This window comes from Nostoc sp. (assembly GCF_036917815.1).
Lineage (GTDB): Bacteria > Cyanobacteriota > Cyanobacteriia > Cyanobacteriales > Nostocaceae > Nostoc.
The window spans coordinates 43,217-58,761 of record NZ_JBALEK010000056.1; the positions used below are offsets into that span (position 1 = coordinate 43,217).

Consider the following 15,545-nt stretch of genomic DNA (forward strand, 5'->3'; position numbering starts at 1 on the left):
TGAATTGCCCCTAAAGATCCTAAATTCTCACTCCTAAGTAAAAAAATATGATTGACCAAGAACAAGTTCACAGAGTAGCTAATCTTGCTCGTTTAGAATTAACTCCAGAAGAAGAGGAACAATTCACTACGCAGTTGGGAAGTATTCTGGACTATATCGAACAACTAAATGAGCTTGATGTCAGTAATGTGCCCCCAACAACACGGGCAATTGATGTTAGCAATATCACACGAGAAGATGAATTGCAACCCTATCCTGACCGACAAAGCATTCTCGACAATGCGCCTGAACAGGAAGGCGAATTTTTCAAAGTCCCAAAAATCCTCAATGCTGAATAGTGAAAATCATTAACTAAATTATTTGGACATGATATGAAATCATGTAGTTAATAATGTATAATCAATCCCAAGAATTAAGGTTACTGGTCAAGTATTAAACCACTTGCTGGTAATGCCAAAGTATGTTGTATGTCTAAATCTGCAATCACCGTTACCGTGAAACTGTTCGCTGCTTATCAAGAAGCCTTTAGGGTTTCGGAACTGGTGCTAGAATTTCCTAATAGTATGCCAGTTAAAGCAGTATGCGATCGCCTCATAGTTGAACACCCTGAACTCTCCCAATGGCGTGATGTCACCCGTTTTGGGATTAATCTCATATTTGTTGAACCAGATACTTTACTACAAGATGGCGATGAAGTAGTGTTAATTCCACCAGTTAGCGGCGGCTAGCAAAATAGTTAGGAGTTAGGAGTTAGGAGTTAGGAGTTAGGAGTTAGGAGTTAGGAGTTAGGAGTTAAAGATTCAAAACTTCTAACTCATCACTACTCAAAGAGAATTGGCATTAGCAGTTAGCTTCACTAAGTCATCTAACTCCTGCTGCATCTGACTAACAACTAATTCATAACATTCATTGACATAGTAGCGATCGCTGGCTGCTTCAGGGCCGTAGCGTTCAAATACAATTGGCTGACAAACCCGCGTGTACATAGACACAGGTAATGGAATGTTGGGCAACGGACCAATTGCTAATCCCCAAGGTAGTCCGAGATAAATCGGAAAAACTTCTGGATCAATCCCCAACAGCCAAGGCATTCCCCACTCGTGGAGTTGCTGCACAATTTTGTAGCAGTCAGCGATCACAATCAGCGTATCGTGAGCGCCCCAGGAAATCACAGGCACAATGGGCACACTTTCCCGTAACGCTAACTTGATAAATCCTCGTCGTCTCGCAAAGTAGATTTTGTTACGTAAATAATGCGGTCGGAAGACATCTTCGGCTCCACCTGGATAAACTAGTACACTAGCTCCAGAGTGCAAGGCAGTGTAAGCCATTTTTGGATGAGCGATGATTGCTCCAGCTTTGGCGGCCAGTTGCGCTAGTGGTGGGCTAACTTGCCAAGCCTTGGGATGCATCAAACCATAAACGGGTTGCTCCACACCAAATCGTCGAAACCAGTCGTACATCACCATTCCCATATCGGGAGCCGCGAGTCCCCCATTGTGCGAACCGACAAATAGGACTTTTTCTTGGGGTGGAATATTATCCCAGCCGCTAGTTTTAACTCGGAAATAGTAGTGATAGAAAAAGCTAAACAGGGGCATCAGAGACTCTATGAACTTTGGATCTCGCTCATCCAAAGACCAACCGGGTTTTTTGTTTAAGAAATGTTGCTTTTTTGACATCGATGCATTCTAACAGGATCGGCAAAGTTCAAACAATCCTTTCTTAGATATAACCTGGTTTACCCCATACACAAAAACCGATTCATCTAAATATTTTAAGTTGGCGATCGCATAATCATTGTCACATCGCGGCGATTAATTTGGTGATATCTATGGAGTGGTTGCTGGTTTTGACCGTTGCTGGTTGTAAAAACCCACAACTTTTTGAAGATATGCAGCAGTAAATCCACTGTTGCAGCCTGTATAGCTGCCAGTCATCCACCAACAAGCTACGCCACGCACAGAGGCGGTTTCATCATTATTGGTGGCGATAAACTGCTTGTTTAACTCACGGCGCGTGATACAAGACACAACTTGGCGTGCCGTCTCGGGGCTATTTTCAAACTGCGTCGGTGTGATTTCTCGTTTGAGACAATGTTTCGACCAGCCTTTTAAGGTTTCTGGTTTGACTTGCCATTGGCTGTAAAGTCCATCATTTGCGATGCCTGTCTGCGGTGCAGCCCGTCGCAATGCCTCTACCATCGCCGCGACTTGGGCATTAGAAACCTGTTGTTGTGCTTGAGCTAACTTTGATGACAGTCCGAAACTGACAATCACTCCGCTAAGTAGTAATGCTATGGGGTTTTTCCTCATGATTTCGGACTTATTTTTAGATACCAATATCTAGGATACTACGTTTTTACACTTAGCAATTATTCTGACTTTTCACGGAATATGGAAAACCTCTCTCTCTACCGTGTACACACAAGTCTTTTAGAGTTACTGCCTAATGTCGGGTAGGTTAATTTTTGCAAGTCGATGCAACAAAGGGGTCTTATTCACTTTTGGCGATCATTTATGTTCGGATTAAAGAGCTATTTGATTTTTGTAACCATTTTGTAGAAAGACTTTCAGGCGTTGCGTGACGGCTCATGTCACGCTCGCTATTTTTAGCCCATCTAGTTATCCAATAGACTAGAGAGAGCCAAGAGCATCGCTTCATTAAGAAGAATTTTTCAATAAGTTAAGCCTTGCTAATATCGATATATATTGGTATTTGCGATAATAAAAATAGACATCTCTGGTAGGCACGCTTATGACCGAGCTTTACGGAGGAATTGACCCTAGAGACATTCCGACCTACTCCATTAGTGATGCCGCTCGTTACTTACACATTCCAGCAGTCACAATTCGCTCTTGGACAGTTGGGCGGCACTATGCAATCACAAAAGGTTCCAACTTCTTCAAACCCCTTATCCCAATTCGTCACCTCAAACCGCGACTTCTCTCATTTACCAACCTAATTGAAGTTCACGTATTAAGAGCAATTCGCAAACATCACGAAATTGACCTAGGCAAGGTGCGAGATGCCCTTGATTTCATTGAGCAGCAGTTTCAAGTATCCCACCCCTTGGCAGGTGAACGCTTTCGTACTGATGGTGTTGATCTCTTCATCGAGCGATATGGTTCTCTTGTTAATGCCTCTAAACGTGGGCAAACGGAAATGAAAGACGCTTTGAATGCCCATCTTCAGCGAATTGAACCCGATGACACTGGGCTTGCAATTAAACTTTATCCCTTTACTCGCTCTCACGAGGAAGATAACCCTCGATTCGTTGTCATGGACTCCCGAATCGCTTTTGGTCGCCTTGTTATTGCTGGCACAGGAATTGCTACCCGCGTGTTAGCAGAACGCTATCAAGCAGGTGACTCAATTGATTATCTTGCCCATGATTACAACTGCGATCGCCTCGCAGTTGAAGAAGCTATTCGTTGCGAGAAGTTCGTTGCTGCATGAGACAACCCCAGTCCATCACTTTTTTTATCGATCGATGCCTATGTTCCAGAGTCATTATTTCAACACTTAAGGGTGCAGAACTTACTATTGAAGTTCATCATGACCACTTTGACGATAATGCTCAAGATGTAGCTTGGTTGCCAGAAGTTGGCAAAAGAGACTGGGTTGTTCTGACCAAAGATAGCGCAATCATTAATAACTGTTTAGAAAGAATTGCTGTTGCAAGCGCTCAAATCAAGTTATTTACGTTTGCCTCTCAAAACCTTACAGGGGAAGAGATGGCAGAGATTTTTTTAAAAGCGATCAGATTTTGCCAGAAAGAATTGACAGTTGGGTAAGGGGAAATTCTTTTGCCGGTTCTGCGATCGCACTAGCCCAGGCTTTTTTCGTTGACTTTTTCGTAATAGTATGCATATTAAAATTTTGCCTAATAGATTATGGATGTACACAATTGCATTCTGACATTCAGGACTGACGTAAACAATGGTAGGGGCAATTCATGAATTGCCCCAGAGCGCGTGTAGTTTTTTGTAAGCCCTAACATTGTTGCAATTTTTTAAAGACACAAAAAAAGGAGTGAGCGTTGTTGGTTTAACAAAAGCTCCTTCTTGCTACTCTGGTAAAAAATGCTGAAACTATTAAGATTAGAAGCATCTGCCTACTGAATACTTACTAATCTTTCCCAGCCATGCCTCTGTCACGCATAGTAACGCTGATTGTTGGTCTGATCGTCATTTTGGGGCTAGCCCTATGGCTAATTGATTCCCTATCACGGCTCTACTGGCAATTGTCCTATTCGCCGTTGCTAGGCAATTTGCTGCTGTTGCTGCTGATTGTCCTCATTGGAGCCTTGGTTGCAGCTTTCGTTTATTACGTATTAGTGATTCGATCTGGGGAAAAGCGATCGCGTCGCAACCCGAAACGAGCAACTGCGGCACAAATTCCTGCTGCTAAATCTGATGCTGCTTCTACAACTCTACAGGCTGTGCGGCAACAGGTAGGGCAAATTCAAGATGAAGTAGCACGTCAGGCTTTATTAAGTAAATCACGAGAGATTGAAGCGAACTTAGCACGGGGTGAAATTCAAGTAGTAGTATTTGGTACGGGGAGTGCTGGCAAAACTTCCCTAGTTAATGCGATTATGGGACGCATGGTTGGTCAGGTGGATGCACCAATGGGTACAACCCAGGTTGGAGAAACCTATTGTCTGCGGTTGAAGGGATTAGAACGCAAGATTTTAATTACAGATACACCGGGAATTTTAGAAGCAGGGGTGGCGGGAACGGAACGGGAACAAATGGCGCGAGAACTGGCGACGGAAGCAGATTTACTCTTGTTTGTGGTGGATAATGATTTACGACGCTCAGAATATGAGCCACTACGGGGGTTGGCAGAAATTGGGAAGCGATCGCTCCTAGTTCTCAACAAAACTGATTTATATACAGATGAAGATAAAGAAGCCATCCTCGCAAGATTGCGTCAACGAGTACGGGGATTTATTGCTACTAATGATGTGGTAGCGATCGCAGCTAATCCCCAATCTGCACAACTAGAAACTGGCGAAACCTTCCAGCCGGAACCCGATATTGTGCCTTTGCTGCGGCGCACGGCTGCGGTTTTACGCGCCGAAGGTGAAGATTTGGTGGCGGATAATATTCTTTTGCAATCTCTGCGATTGGGAGACGAAGCGCGAAAACTCATCGATGGCCAACGTCGCCGTCAAGCTGACAAGATCGTGGAACGGTTTCAATGGATTGGTGCTGGTGTAGTATCAGTCACGCCGATACCAGTGGTAGATTTATTGGCAACAGCTGCTGTTAATGCTCAAATGGTTGTAGAAATTGGTCGAGTCTACGGCTGTGAATTGAATATGGAACGGGGACGAGAGTTAGCCCTTTCTTTAGCGAAAACTATCGCTAGTTTAGGCATTGTCAAAGGAGCAATTCAATTATTATCTACAGCATTGCAACTCAATGTTGCCACCTTTATTATTGGTAGAGCGATTCAAGGAGTGACAGCAGCTTATTTAACGCGAATTGCTGGGAAAAGTTTTATTGAATATTTTCGTCACGATCAAGATTGGGGTGATGGGGGAATGACGGAAGTTGTACAGCGACAGTTTCAAATTAATCGCAGAGATGAATTTATTAAAGCTTTTATTCAGGAAGCGATCGCACGGGTAGTCAAGCCATTACAAGATAAATCTGAAGTAGTTGAACACGATGAAGAAGTCAATAAATAAATTATCCATCTTGTGGGGTGGGCGTCTTGGCATTGGTGTCAACTTAAGCCTGGGCGAATGGAATTCGCGGCTACACAAACTCTCGTCCGCCTGCGCGGACTAAGAGAAAATTAATGTTTTTAACCCGCGCAGGCGGGTTTCGTCTGTGTAGACGCGGTTTCTAACCGCCCTTTTAACTTTTCAAACAACCTCTTACACAGATTAAGAATTTTAATAAAATATTATCTTTTATTACGTAATAATACTTAACAAATTAAACTTGTATTCCAGGTATCAAAACTCTGGTTATTTATTTCTAAAGCATTCCGGAAACAGCAGGGAATGTCAGAAAAAGTAAATAAAAGGACTTACTGAGTAACCAGGTCATGAGCTACCACATAATCGGTAAATTACTACAAGGGCGTTACCAAATCGTTCAAAGCCTTGGTGCAGGGGCGTTTGGACAAACATACATTGCTGTAGACGTAGATTATCCAGAGAATCCCAAATGCGTTGTTAAACAGATCAAAGTTAGTAGTTCCGAATCTGGCTACTTGGAGATGTTGAGGTTACTGTTTGTGACTGAAGCCCAAACCCTCAAACTTCTAGGAAGCCATGACCAAATTCCTGAATTTATCGCCTGCTTTGAAGAAAACCAGCGATTTTATTTAGTGCAAGAGCGTATTGAAGGACATGGGCTGACTGCGGAATTGCCTATTGATCAACAATGGGGCTGTCTGTGGACTGAAAAAGAAGTTATAGAATTTCTGATAGATGCCTTAGGTATTTTAGAATTTGTTCACTCTCAAGGCGTAATCCATTGCGATATCAAACCGGAAAACTTGATCAGACGCAGTAGCGATCGCAAGTTAGTTATGATTGACTATGGCTCAATCCAGTCCATTGATTTTGGGATATGTGCAGAATTGGCCATTGATAGAATTCCCGTCACTTCATTGGGGTACATACCGCCAGAGCAATTTATTGGACAAACACAGCCCAACAGTGATATTTATGCTTTGGGTATGATTGCTATCCAGGCTTTAACAGGGCTAGAACCATTACAATTAAAAGTTGATCCTAATACTAATGAAATTTTTTGGCGTTCTCAAAACACGCCAGTTAACGATTATCTAGCTGCTGTTCTCAGCCAAATGATCCGCTATAATTACCAAGACCGCTTTCAGTCTGCGGGTGAGGTGCTGCGGGTACTTAAACAAATAATCTGGGAAACTCAGCCATCACAAATATTAGACGAAGATTCTGAATTTTTCCCAGAAGCTGCTATTGAAGATGATAATTATCAAAATCCTCAATCTGGTAAATCATCCCCGTTATTAACCGGAATGAAAATAGGACTGGCGGCTAATTCTTTATTGATGGGATTTGGTGTATATTCTTTAGTTAATACTTCGCCTGCGTACTCAGAAACAGATACTTTATATAAAGCCACAAAAGAATATCAAGCAGGGGATTTGCAAGAAGCGATCGCCCTCGCTAAATCGATTCCCTCCCACAGTAATGTTTATCCAGAAGCCCAAGCGACAATTGAACAATGGCAAGGGCAATGGCAAGTGGCTGCACAGCAATATCAAATAGCACAAACAGCTTTTCATGAGAGCAGATGGTCAGATGTTCTTCATGCTGCTGCTAAAGTTCCAAATATTTTATATTGGCAATCTAAAACAAATAAACTAGTTCAGAAAGCATCTGTCAATATTGAAGCCCAAACGCAAGATTTATTAGCAAAAGCTTACGAAAGAGCCTCTGAAAAAGATTTTTCGGCGGCATTACAATATCTGCGTCAAATTCCTCAAGAAAGTCATGCGGGTGCTTTAGTTCAAGAAAAGTTAGCTGAATACAATCAAAAGCGACAGATTAGAGCAGCTTACTTTTTACAGAAAGCTTACAAAAAAGCATCTATTGGTGATTTCGATCGGGCTGTAAAATTTCTCAAAAATATTCCCCAAGATACTCTAGTTTATGCTCAAGCTCAAGTCAAATTAAATGAGTATACTCAAAAACAACGCGTGCTGACTGACTATCAAAAGATAGCTTATGCAAAAAGAATAAATTCATTCGTTCCTAAAAAATCAGTCACTAAGGTTGAATCTTTTCAGGGAGTAAATTACCTGCAAGAGGTTAATATTCGGTAGTTACAGCAATTTTTAAATGCATAGACTTGTTACATACAGCAATTTTCAGATGCGTAGAATACAGTCATTGTAGGGGCACAATATATTGTGCCCCTACGCGTCGTGTGGTCTATTCATATTAATCCTCTACTAATTGCATTCTGACGCCAAGCCGCGGAGCGTCTCCGGCTCTACTCCTGAATTATCGGATGGGTAGTTCAATGATAAACTCTATCCCTTCACCTGCCTTGGAATGGTATGTGAGCTTGCCATGATGATTGTTAACCACAATTTGGTAAGCAATAGATAGACCAAGCCCTGTTCCTTTACCAACAGGTTTTGTTGTGTAAAAAGCATCAAATATTTTTGTTGGGTCTGTGTTTTTTATACCTGAGCCATTATCGGCAACTCTTAAAATAACTAGCTCTCCAATTGCCTCAGTTTTAATTTTAATCACACCAGGATGTTGATAAATTGCATCAAAATTTTCATTTTTATATGTTTCTTCAACTGCATCGATCGCATTAGAAATTAAATTCATAAATACCTGATTAATTTCGCCAGGGAAACACTCAATAAGTGGCAAATCTCCATATTCTTTAACTAATTGGATGGCGGGGCGATGAGCATTTAGTTTAAAGCGATGTCCGAGAATAACTAATGTACTTTCTAACCCTTGATGCAAGTTAGTTAGTTTCTTGCCAGCTTCTCTGTGGCGCGAGAAGTTGTTCAAATATGACACAATTTCTGTAACGCGATCTGTTCCAACTTGCATGGATTGAATAATTTTAGATAAATCATCTAACAAAAAGTTGAGATCGCTTTTTTGAATCGCGGTTTTAACTTCCTCTGGTGGTTCGGGCAGATGTTTTTGATAGAGATGCAGTAAACTAACTACCTCCTGTACATACTTTTCAACAAAATTTAAGTTGCCAGCTATAAAATTGATGGGATTATTAACTTCATGAGCAATTCCTGCTGTGATTTGGCCTAAAGCTGCTACCTTTTCTGCTTGAATCAGTTGAGTTTGAGTCTGTTGTAATTCGGCGTTTTTAGCGATTAAGGTTTTCGTCAAATTTCTCAGCTTGAAGTGATTTTCGATCCGCACTAAGACTTCTTCATGCTGAAAAGGTTTGGTAATGTAGTCTACAGCTCCCAATTGCAAACCTTTGACTTTATCAGCAGTTTCTGAGAGGGCTGTCATAAAAATGACTGGAATATCTTGGACACGAGGATTGCTTTTTAGCTGTTTACAGGTTTCAAAACCATCTATACCCGGCATCATTACATCCAGCAAGATTAAATCAGGTAAATCATCATTTTCTAATCGCTTAAGGGCTTTCTCACCGCTACGCGCTGCCCAAACTTCAAAGTTAGACTGATCCAGAAAGCTGGATAAAACTTGTAAATTGGCAGGGTTATCGTCAACGACTAAAACAATTCCCCTAGAAGGAGTGTGATTGATCGAATTATTTTGGTCTTCAATAGCCGTTTTCATACTGTTTCCACCGCATATTGAGTCAATAAATTGAGGATTAAATCTTCATCAAATTGCCTTGCTAGTTGCCGTAGTTCGTTAGCAAATGGTGCGAAGGTTGTGTCTGTTTCCTCCAGTTGATCGGCACACTTGAGAATTGCATTGAAGTTACCTTTACTGGCTAAGGTGACTAGTTCGTGCAAAATTTGGGACGATGGAGGAGTTAATTGAGCAGATTGGCTATTTGCTATTGATGCTTCTTGAGCTTTTTCTCCATCAGGCTGAGATTGCTTATAAATCCATACCAAATTTAAATATTTTTCTAGTTGATGCAACAATTCATCTACCTGTATAGGTTTGCTCAAGAAGGCATTACCTCCAGCTTGCAGACTGCGATGTTGATCGGCTTCAAAGACACTGGCGGAAGAGACGATAATCAATACATCCTTAATTTCTGGAGTGTGACGCAGGTGTTTAATTAATTCAAACCCATCCATTTCTGGCATCAGCAAATCTGTGATGATTAAGTCTGGCTTGAGGGCGATCGCTATTTCTAAACCTTCTTTACCGTTGTTGGCTTCAACTACATTAAAACCCAGTGGTTGGAGTAAGTTTGTAATCACTGTGCGATTCTCCCAGCGATCGTCAACCATCAGGATGGTGTAGGGGCTACCCTCAAAACCAATGATTTGTTTCTCTGATGCAGTCATCGCAGATTGTACCCAGTCAGTCGCTTCGGGAATCTCCAACTCAAACCAAAAGCTACTCCCCTGACCGATCTGACTCTGAACGTGAATATCGCTACCCATGATCTGTACTAACTGCTGAGTAATAGCTAAACCCAGCCCAGTGCCTTCAGCTTGGCGCTTTTTCTCACCTACTTGTTCAAATGGCAAGAAAATTTTGCTCAATTCTGCGGGAGTTATACCAATTCCCGTGTCTTCTACGGTACAGCGAAGACGATGTTTCTGCCGATCGCTGGGAGGTTGATCGATTACTTCAATATTGAAAGTAACCTGGCCTTTATCTGTAAATTTGATGGCATTTCCCAGCAGATTCAATAGCACCTGACGCAATCTTTTCACATCGACATGAATCCCTGTAGGCAAGTTGAGCGCAGGTTTATAGACAAATAAAATGCCTTTTTGTTTTGCCCGAATCTGGCAGATTTCGACAATTCCTTGGAGAAAGGAGGGGAAATGCACATCATCAGGATGCAGTTCTAGCTTTTTCGCTTCAATTTTGGAGAGATCCAAAATGTCATTAATTAAAGTCAGTAAATGAGAACCGCATTGTTCAATAATATTGACGTGATATTGCTCTTGTTTAGGTAAAGCTGGAGAACGCAGCAAAATTTGGGCACAACCGAGAATGCCATTCAAGGGCGTTCGCAGTTCATGACTCATATTGGCTAAAAATTCGCTTTTAGCATGGTTGGCTGTATCAGCCGCAGCTTTAGATTTTTTAAGTTCACGTTGTTCAAATGCTTGCACCTGCCATAAAACGGTAATCATAGTGACTGTCAATCCACCGACAATTAAGGCGATTAAATCGAGGAATTGCAATCGAGATTCGATATTTTGCCGGGGAATCACCAAAGCCACAGACCAATTAGCGCCTTGCAACGGCAGATAAGCTACATACTTTTTAGTGCCGTCAATTTCCATTAACTCAATTCCCTGTTGTTTGTTTACCATCCTCTGAGCGATCGCATTTAAATTGCGATCGCCTATTTTCAGCAGGCTGGGTGCAGGTTTTTCTACGGTTGACATTAACGCCGAGTTAGGATCGACGATCGCTTGTCCTTGGGAATTGAGAGCGAAAGCATAGCTATTCGCGCCGTAGTGGAGGGAGTTGACAACCTCTGCAATGCGATCGACTCTCACATTCCCCTGGAAAGCCCCGATCGGTGAATTACTGCTTGCAGAATTTGACCAAATCGGGGTAGAGATCGCAATTAAAGGAATTCCTGTTGAACGGCTAATGAAGGGATCGGAAATGTTGCTCTTTCCCACAATTGCTTTTTGAAAGTAGTCTCGATCCTGAATATTTTTATTTGCTCGACCAACTTTTGTATTGGAATATGAACCATCTGGGTTAGCTATTTGGAACAAGAAAAATTCATTGATCCGCTTAACTTCTGCCTTTAAATAGGGTTCTGCCACAGACCAGTTTAAGGAGCGTACAGTTGAAGTATTCGCCAGGGTTTGTACCTCTACTTGCCGAACATTTAACCACTCCTCAATTTCAGCACTCCCTCTCTGTACCTCTAAAAAAGCGCTCTGTCTCAAATCTTTGAGCATCATGTTTCTAGTGGCTTGATAGCTGAAATAAGCAGAAATACTGACTACAAGGGTGGTGCCGCCAAGAATAAATCGAATCAGTAAATTCCGTAAGGGATGATTTTCTTTGTCAGATGTCGATAGGCTGGAGTTTTGTTGTATCAAGGGTTAGCTCCTTAATCACACAGTTCGGTAAGAAGAAATTCTAAGTCTGAAATAGCTGATTAAGGTTTTACCCCACCCTAACCCTCCCCTTATAAAGGGGAGGGAACCGGATTTTCTTGTTTCCCCCCTTTACAAGGGGGGATTAAGGGGGGTAAAACGCCTGTGGGATAAGCGTTTTTGCTTAAGTTGACACCAATGGGGAGCCAAACTCCCCTCTGGGCTTGCCTAACGGCAGGCTGACGCCAAGATCAAGAGGTTGGGGGAGAGGTTCTTTCAGGATTACTGAATTGGTGTTCTAGGTTATCTTTAGATTGCCCAAAAAATTACCGATGCTCACAGCTTTTGGTAAAATAAACCAGAAATTTATAGTAATGCCATGAATTATAAGTTTTTATCTCAAAATGTTCTTGAAAATTAACTATAATTCCAATTATTGGCTATAAAAAGTGTTATTAATAATTCCTAATTACGAATTATTAGGGGCTTCCAACAAATAAATTATCCAATCTTGTGAGGCGGGTAACATGAGTGCCTTTGGCTACGGATACCCGTGTCGTCCATCCCACAAGAATTAATTAGTTGAGTATTTATTTTATTTGTCAGTCCCTTAATGTATTAGGGCATCGTCTGCGGTGGATTAGTGCGATTAGGAAATGGGAGAGTTGGGACAACTACAGGCTGTGGTTTTGCACCTTGTAGTTGAATTTGGGCTTGATTGCGACCATCTATTGCTTGTTGGTAATTAGACTTGTATTTTATTGCTTGATCGTAAGATGCGATCGCATCCTGATAGCGTTTCAAATTTAATAGGGCATTGCCTCTGCTATACCAGCTTTCAGAATGGTCTGGCTTATAACGAACTGCCTTATTATAAGATGCGATCGCATCTTCGTATTTCTGCAATATGTATTGTGAATTTCCTAGATTATACCAGAGTTGATAATCATTTTGCTTAATTGTTGCTGCTTTATAATAAATTTTTATTGCTTCTTCATAGCGTTGGTTTTGATGTAGCGACCAACCCAAGTTATACCACGCTTGATAGTTTCTGGGATTGTATTTTATTACTTGATTAAAAGATTCAATTGCGTCTGGATAACGTCTTAAATTCATGAGAATATTACCCCTTGATAACCAAGCCTGATAATAATTAGCTTTGTATTGCACCGCTTTATCATAAGCTGTGAACGCATCTTGGTAGCGTTGCATATTAACTCGATTATTCCCCAAATTATACCAAGCTTGGTCGTAGTCTGGTTTTAAATCAACGACTTTTTCAAAGGCTGCGATCGCTTCTTCATATCGCTTAGAATTCTGCAAAGCTAATCCTTTTTTATACCAAGCTTCGTAATTATCTGGTTTGAGTTCAATCGCCTTTTCATAAGATTTAATTGCTTGGTCATATTGATTTAAATTACTGAAAGCTTCACCCTTAGCATTCCAGACTTCTGAGTTATCATTATTTAATTGTAAGGCTTTGTCAAAAGACGCGATCGCTTCTTGATATTGCTGTAAATTTCCCAATACAAAACCCCGTCCAATCCAGGCATCTAAATAATCTGGCTGAATTTGAATTGCTTTGTCATAGGCAGCGAGAGATTCTTTGTATTTTTTTAATTTATCTAGCGTTTTACCTTGACCATTCCAACCTTGAGCATAATCTGGTCGAATATCAACGGCTTTTTCATATACCTCTAAAGCATCTTGATAGCGTTGCAAATCAAAAAAAGTATTTCCTTGTTTAGATAATTCTATGGCATTCTTGGAATTAATGTGATTCCAAATAAATATTGATGCTACTCCACTAACACTAATCAAAAATATCGCTAGTAAAACTTTACCCAATACACCTTTTTTAAGTGGAGGTTTATTTATATTTTTTGGTGGAGAAATAGGAGTTAAGGCTATTGTTTGGGCGGGTGGTTGTGTTAATTCCTTCAGCGCTTGTAATGCTACGGTTGCCGAAGGATAGCGTTGCCGAAAGTCGTAGCACACCATTTTATCTAAAAATTGAGCAAATTCTGGCGTGACCGTGGCTTGATTATGCCAGATAATTTCATTAGTATCAGCATCTTTTACTATTTCCTCTGCTGATAATCCAGTCAGAGCTTGAATAGCAATTATTCCCACAGCATAGATATCACTGCTTAATTTTGGCGTACCATGAGCTTGTTCACCAGGAATATAACCAGGTGTCCCGATAGCTACTGTTGCGATAGTTTGACCTTGGGGAGTAATAACTTGAGTCGCAATTTGTTTAACTGCGCCAAAATCAATTAAAATTAATTTGCCATCTGGTTGTCGTCTAAGAATATTTCGCGGATTGACATCACGGTGAATTACATTCTGTTGATGGACAAATTCTAAAATTGTCAAAAGTTCTTGTAAAAGTGCAATTACTTGCTCTTGACTTAAGGTTTTACCTGATGTTAATTCTTGACTCAGGTCATGACCTTCGATCAATTCCTGTACGAGATAAAATTCGGCATTTTCCTCAAAATAAGCTAAAAGTTGGGGAATGCGATCGTGAGTTCCTAATTTATAGAGAACTTGTGCTTCTGTATCAAATAAACGTCTAGCTGTCTCCAAACTTACTGGATCTGTTGCTTGGGGTTTGAGTTTCTTAACGACACATGGAGGTGAACCAGGCAATTGGGTATCACAAGCCACAAAAGTTTCACCAAAACCCCCACCTCCCAAGTTACTAATAATTTGGTATCTTCCTACAAGTGTGTTTCCTAGCATCTCGTTTGCCTAATTAAGTGCGATGCGATCTGATTTCAATCTTGCCACAGGTTAAGGGGAAGTGAGGGAGTAGGGGAGGCAGGGGAAGAAAACTAATAGCTAATGACCAATGACTAATGACTAATCTATATGATTCCTATTTGATTTTTGAACAACACGTAGGGTCTGTTATCGCCGAGAGTACGGCACCATTTTCAAGGGTTTGGTGCGTTATGACTTTAGTCTAACGCACCCGACAAATACTAATAGCTAATGACCAATGACTAATGACTAATCTATATGATTCCTATTAGTGATAATATTCGTTGTCGGAGTAAGCCAATTATTAATTATTGGCTAATTGGCATTAACCTAGTTATATTTTTATGGGAACTTAAACTAGAATCTAGTGGTCAACTAGGTTATTTTATCAATAGTTGGGGTGTGATTCCAGCCCAAATTAGTGGAGCAGTTACAAATGCTCTCTTTTTCAACAACTCTGCTGCTTGGATAATTGTAGTTTGGCGAGTATTTTCACTATTTTTTGCCATATTTCTGCACGGCACTTTTAGTCAAATATTAGGAAATCTGCTATTCTTGTGGGTTTTTGGTAAGACTGTCGAAAATATTCTAGGGCATGGACGCTATCTCGGATTTTATCTGGCTTCTGGCGCGATCGCAGGGGTAGTCCAAATTCTGGCTGAACCGAGTCTGACAGTACCGTTGATTGGGGGAAATGGTGCGATCGCAGCTATTTTAGGAGCATACATTCTCAAATTTCCTCAAGCTAAAATTGACACCATTTTGCCGCTAATAATCGTGTATATCCCCATCCAACTCCCAGCCTTTTTCTATATATTTTGGTGGTTTGTGCAACAGTTATTTTATGGTATCGGCAGCTTAAATATTCCTCCTGTCGGCGTAAATCAATCGGGTGTTGTCTTCTGGGGACAGATTGCGGGATTATTGATTGGTGCAGCTTTCATGCGATTGAAGAGATAAATTTTCTTTAGCTAATTACCTATTATTGTCTGGTTGTCCACTATTGACGGATGTCGAAAATATAGATTTTGATATTTGTG

The 15,545-nt window shown here is 41.0% G+C and carries 12 protein-coding genes; 7 read left to right on the forward strand and 5 right to left on the reverse strand.

Annotated features, from left to right (window positions below; all coding sequences use genetic code 11):
• Positions 1 to 47: 47 nt before the first annotated feature.
• Positions 48 to 338 (forward strand): Asp-tRNA(Asn)/Glu-tRNA(Gln) amidotransferase subunit GatC, encoded by a 291-nt coding sequence (gene gatC, locus V7K97_RS16615; RefSeq protein WP_334802131.1) that lies wholly within the window; start codon positions 48 to 50, stop codon positions 336 to 338.
• Positions 339 to 467: 129 nt separating this feature from the next.
• On the forward strand, positions 468 to 728 hold the full coding sequence (locus V7K97_RS16620; protein WP_334802132.1) for a MoaD/ThiS family protein: 261 nt from the start codon (positions 468 to 470) through the stop codon (positions 726 to 728).
• A gap of 96 nt (positions 729 to 824) precedes the next feature.
• Here V7K97_RS16620 and V7K97_RS16625 read toward each other — a convergent pair whose 3' ends face one another.
• Positions 825 to 1,682, reverse strand: a complete 858-nt coding sequence (locus V7K97_RS16625) for a lysophospholipid acyltransferase family protein (RefSeq protein ID WP_334802133.1) — start codon at positions 1,680 to 1,682, stop codon at positions 825 to 827.
• A 150-nt stretch (positions 1,683 to 1,832) separates the two neighbouring features.
• On the reverse strand, positions 1,833 to 2,315 hold the full coding sequence (locus V7K97_RS16630) for a hypothetical protein (protein WP_334802134.1): 483 nt from the start codon (positions 2,313 to 2,315) through the stop codon (positions 1,833 to 1,835).
• 442 nt (positions 2,316 to 2,757) lie between these two features.
• Between V7K97_RS16630 and V7K97_RS16635 the strand changes: the two genes are divergently transcribed.
• The 4 genes from V7K97_RS16635 to V7K97_RS16650 all read left to right on the forward strand — a co-directional run bounded on the left by V7K97_RS16635 (position 2,758) and on the right by V7K97_RS16650 (position 7,836).
• Positions 2,758 to 3,459: a DUF433 domain-containing protein gene (locus tag V7K97_RS16635; protein ID WP_334802135.1), complete on the forward strand. Its 702-nt coding sequence runs from the start codon at positions 2,758 to 2,760 to the stop codon at positions 3,457 to 3,459.
• Positions 3,456 to 3,797: a hypothetical protein gene (locus V7K97_RS16640; protein WP_334802136.1), complete on the forward strand. Its 342-nt coding sequence runs from the start codon at positions 3,456 to 3,458 to the stop codon at positions 3,795 to 3,797. The genes V7K97_RS16635 and V7K97_RS16640 overlap by 4 nt, the downstream gene beginning before the upstream one ends.
• A 350-nt stretch (positions 3,798 to 4,147) precedes the next feature.
• Positions 4,148 to 5,701 carry a YcjF family protein gene (locus V7K97_RS16645; protein WP_334802137.1) on the forward strand — a complete coding sequence of 518 codons (1,554 nt, stop codon included), beginning with the start codon at positions 4,148 to 4,150 and terminating at the stop codon, positions 5,699 to 5,701.
• A gap of 365 nt (positions 5,702 to 6,066) precedes the next feature.
• Positions 6,067 to 7,836: a serine/threonine-protein kinase gene (locus tag V7K97_RS16650; protein WP_334802138.1), complete on the forward strand. Its 1,770-nt coding sequence runs from the start codon at positions 6,067 to 6,069 to the stop codon at positions 7,834 to 7,836.
• A gap of 181 nt (positions 7,837 to 8,017) precedes the next feature.
• Here V7K97_RS16650 and V7K97_RS16655 read toward each other — a convergent pair whose 3' ends face one another.
• The 3 genes from V7K97_RS16655 to V7K97_RS16665 all read right to left on the reverse strand — a co-directional run bounded on the left by V7K97_RS16655 (position 8,018) and on the right by V7K97_RS16665 (position 14,484).
• The gene (locus tag V7K97_RS16655; protein ID WP_334802139.1) at positions 8,018 to 9,313 is read right to left on the reverse strand and encodes a hybrid sensor histidine kinase/response regulator; all 1,296 of its coding nucleotides are present in this window, start codon (positions 9,311 to 9,313) and stop codon (positions 8,018 to 8,020) included.
• Entirely contained in the window at positions 9,310 to 11,739 is a 2,430-nt protein-coding gene (locus tag V7K97_RS16660; RefSeq protein WP_334802140.1) for a hybrid sensor histidine kinase/response regulator, read from the reverse strand. Before V7K97_RS16660 ends, V7K97_RS16655 begins: the two co-directional genes overlap by 4 nt.
• Positions 11,740 to 12,354: 615 nt before the next feature.
• A complete protein-coding gene (locus V7K97_RS16665; RefSeq protein WP_334802141.1) occupies positions 12,355 to 14,484 on the reverse strand; it encodes a tetratricopeptide repeat protein in 2,130 nt (709 codons plus the stop codon).
• Positions 14,485 to 14,763: 279 nt separating this feature from the next.
• On the opposite strand from V7K97_RS16665, the gene V7K97_RS16670 reads away from it, so the two are divergent.
• A complete protein-coding gene (locus tag V7K97_RS16670) occupies positions 14,764 to 15,465 on the forward strand; it encodes a rhomboid family intramembrane serine protease (protein ID WP_334802142.1) in 702 nt (233 codons plus the stop codon).
• The last annotated feature ends 80 nt before the right edge of the window (positions 15,466 to 15,545 follow it).

What these genes read in the sequence shown, in the direction of transcription:
- V7K97_RS16665 (WP_334802141.1), bottom strand. Translation starts at nt 14,484, where the DNA reads ATGCTAGGAAACACACTTGTAGGAAGATACCAAATTATTAGTAACTTG.
- V7K97_RS16640 (WP_334802136.1), top strand. Translation starts at nt 3,456, where the DNA reads ATGAGACAACCCCAGTCCATCACTTTTTTTATCGATCGATGCCTATGT.
- V7K97_RS16670 (WP_334802142.1), top strand. Translation starts at nt 14,764, where the DNA reads ATGATTCCTATTAGTGATAATATTCGTTGTCGGAGTAAGCCAATTATT.
- V7K97_RS16650 (WP_334802138.1), top strand. Translation starts at nt 6,067, where the DNA reads ATGAGCTACCACATAATCGGTAAATTACTACAAGGGCGTTACCAAATC.
- V7K97_RS16655 (WP_334802139.1), bottom strand. Translation starts at nt 9,313, where the DNA reads ATGAAAACGGCTATTGAAGACCAAAATAATTCGATCAATCACACTCCT.
- V7K97_RS16620 (WP_334802132.1), top strand. Translation starts at nt 468, where the DNA reads ATGTCTAAATCTGCAATCACCGTTACCGTGAAACTGTTCGCTGCTTAT.
- V7K97_RS16635 (WP_334802135.1), top strand. Translation starts at nt 2,758, where the DNA reads ATGACCGAGCTTTACGGAGGAATTGACCCTAGAGACATTCCGACCTAC.
- V7K97_RS16630 (WP_334802134.1), bottom strand. Translation starts at nt 2,315, where the DNA reads ATGAGGAAAAACCCCATAGCATTACTACTTAGCGGAGTGATTGTCAGT.
- V7K97_RS16645 (WP_334802137.1), top strand. Translation starts at nt 4,148, where the DNA reads ATGCCTCTGTCACGCATAGTAACGCTGATTGTTGGTCTGATCGTCATT.
- V7K97_RS16625 (WP_334802133.1), bottom strand. Translation starts at nt 1,682, where the DNA reads ATGTCAAAAAAGCAACATTTCTTAAACAAAAAACCCGGTTGGTCTTTG.
- gatC (WP_334802131.1), top strand. Translation starts at nt 48, where the DNA reads ATGATTGACCAAGAACAAGTTCACAGAGTAGCTAATCTTGCTCGTTTA.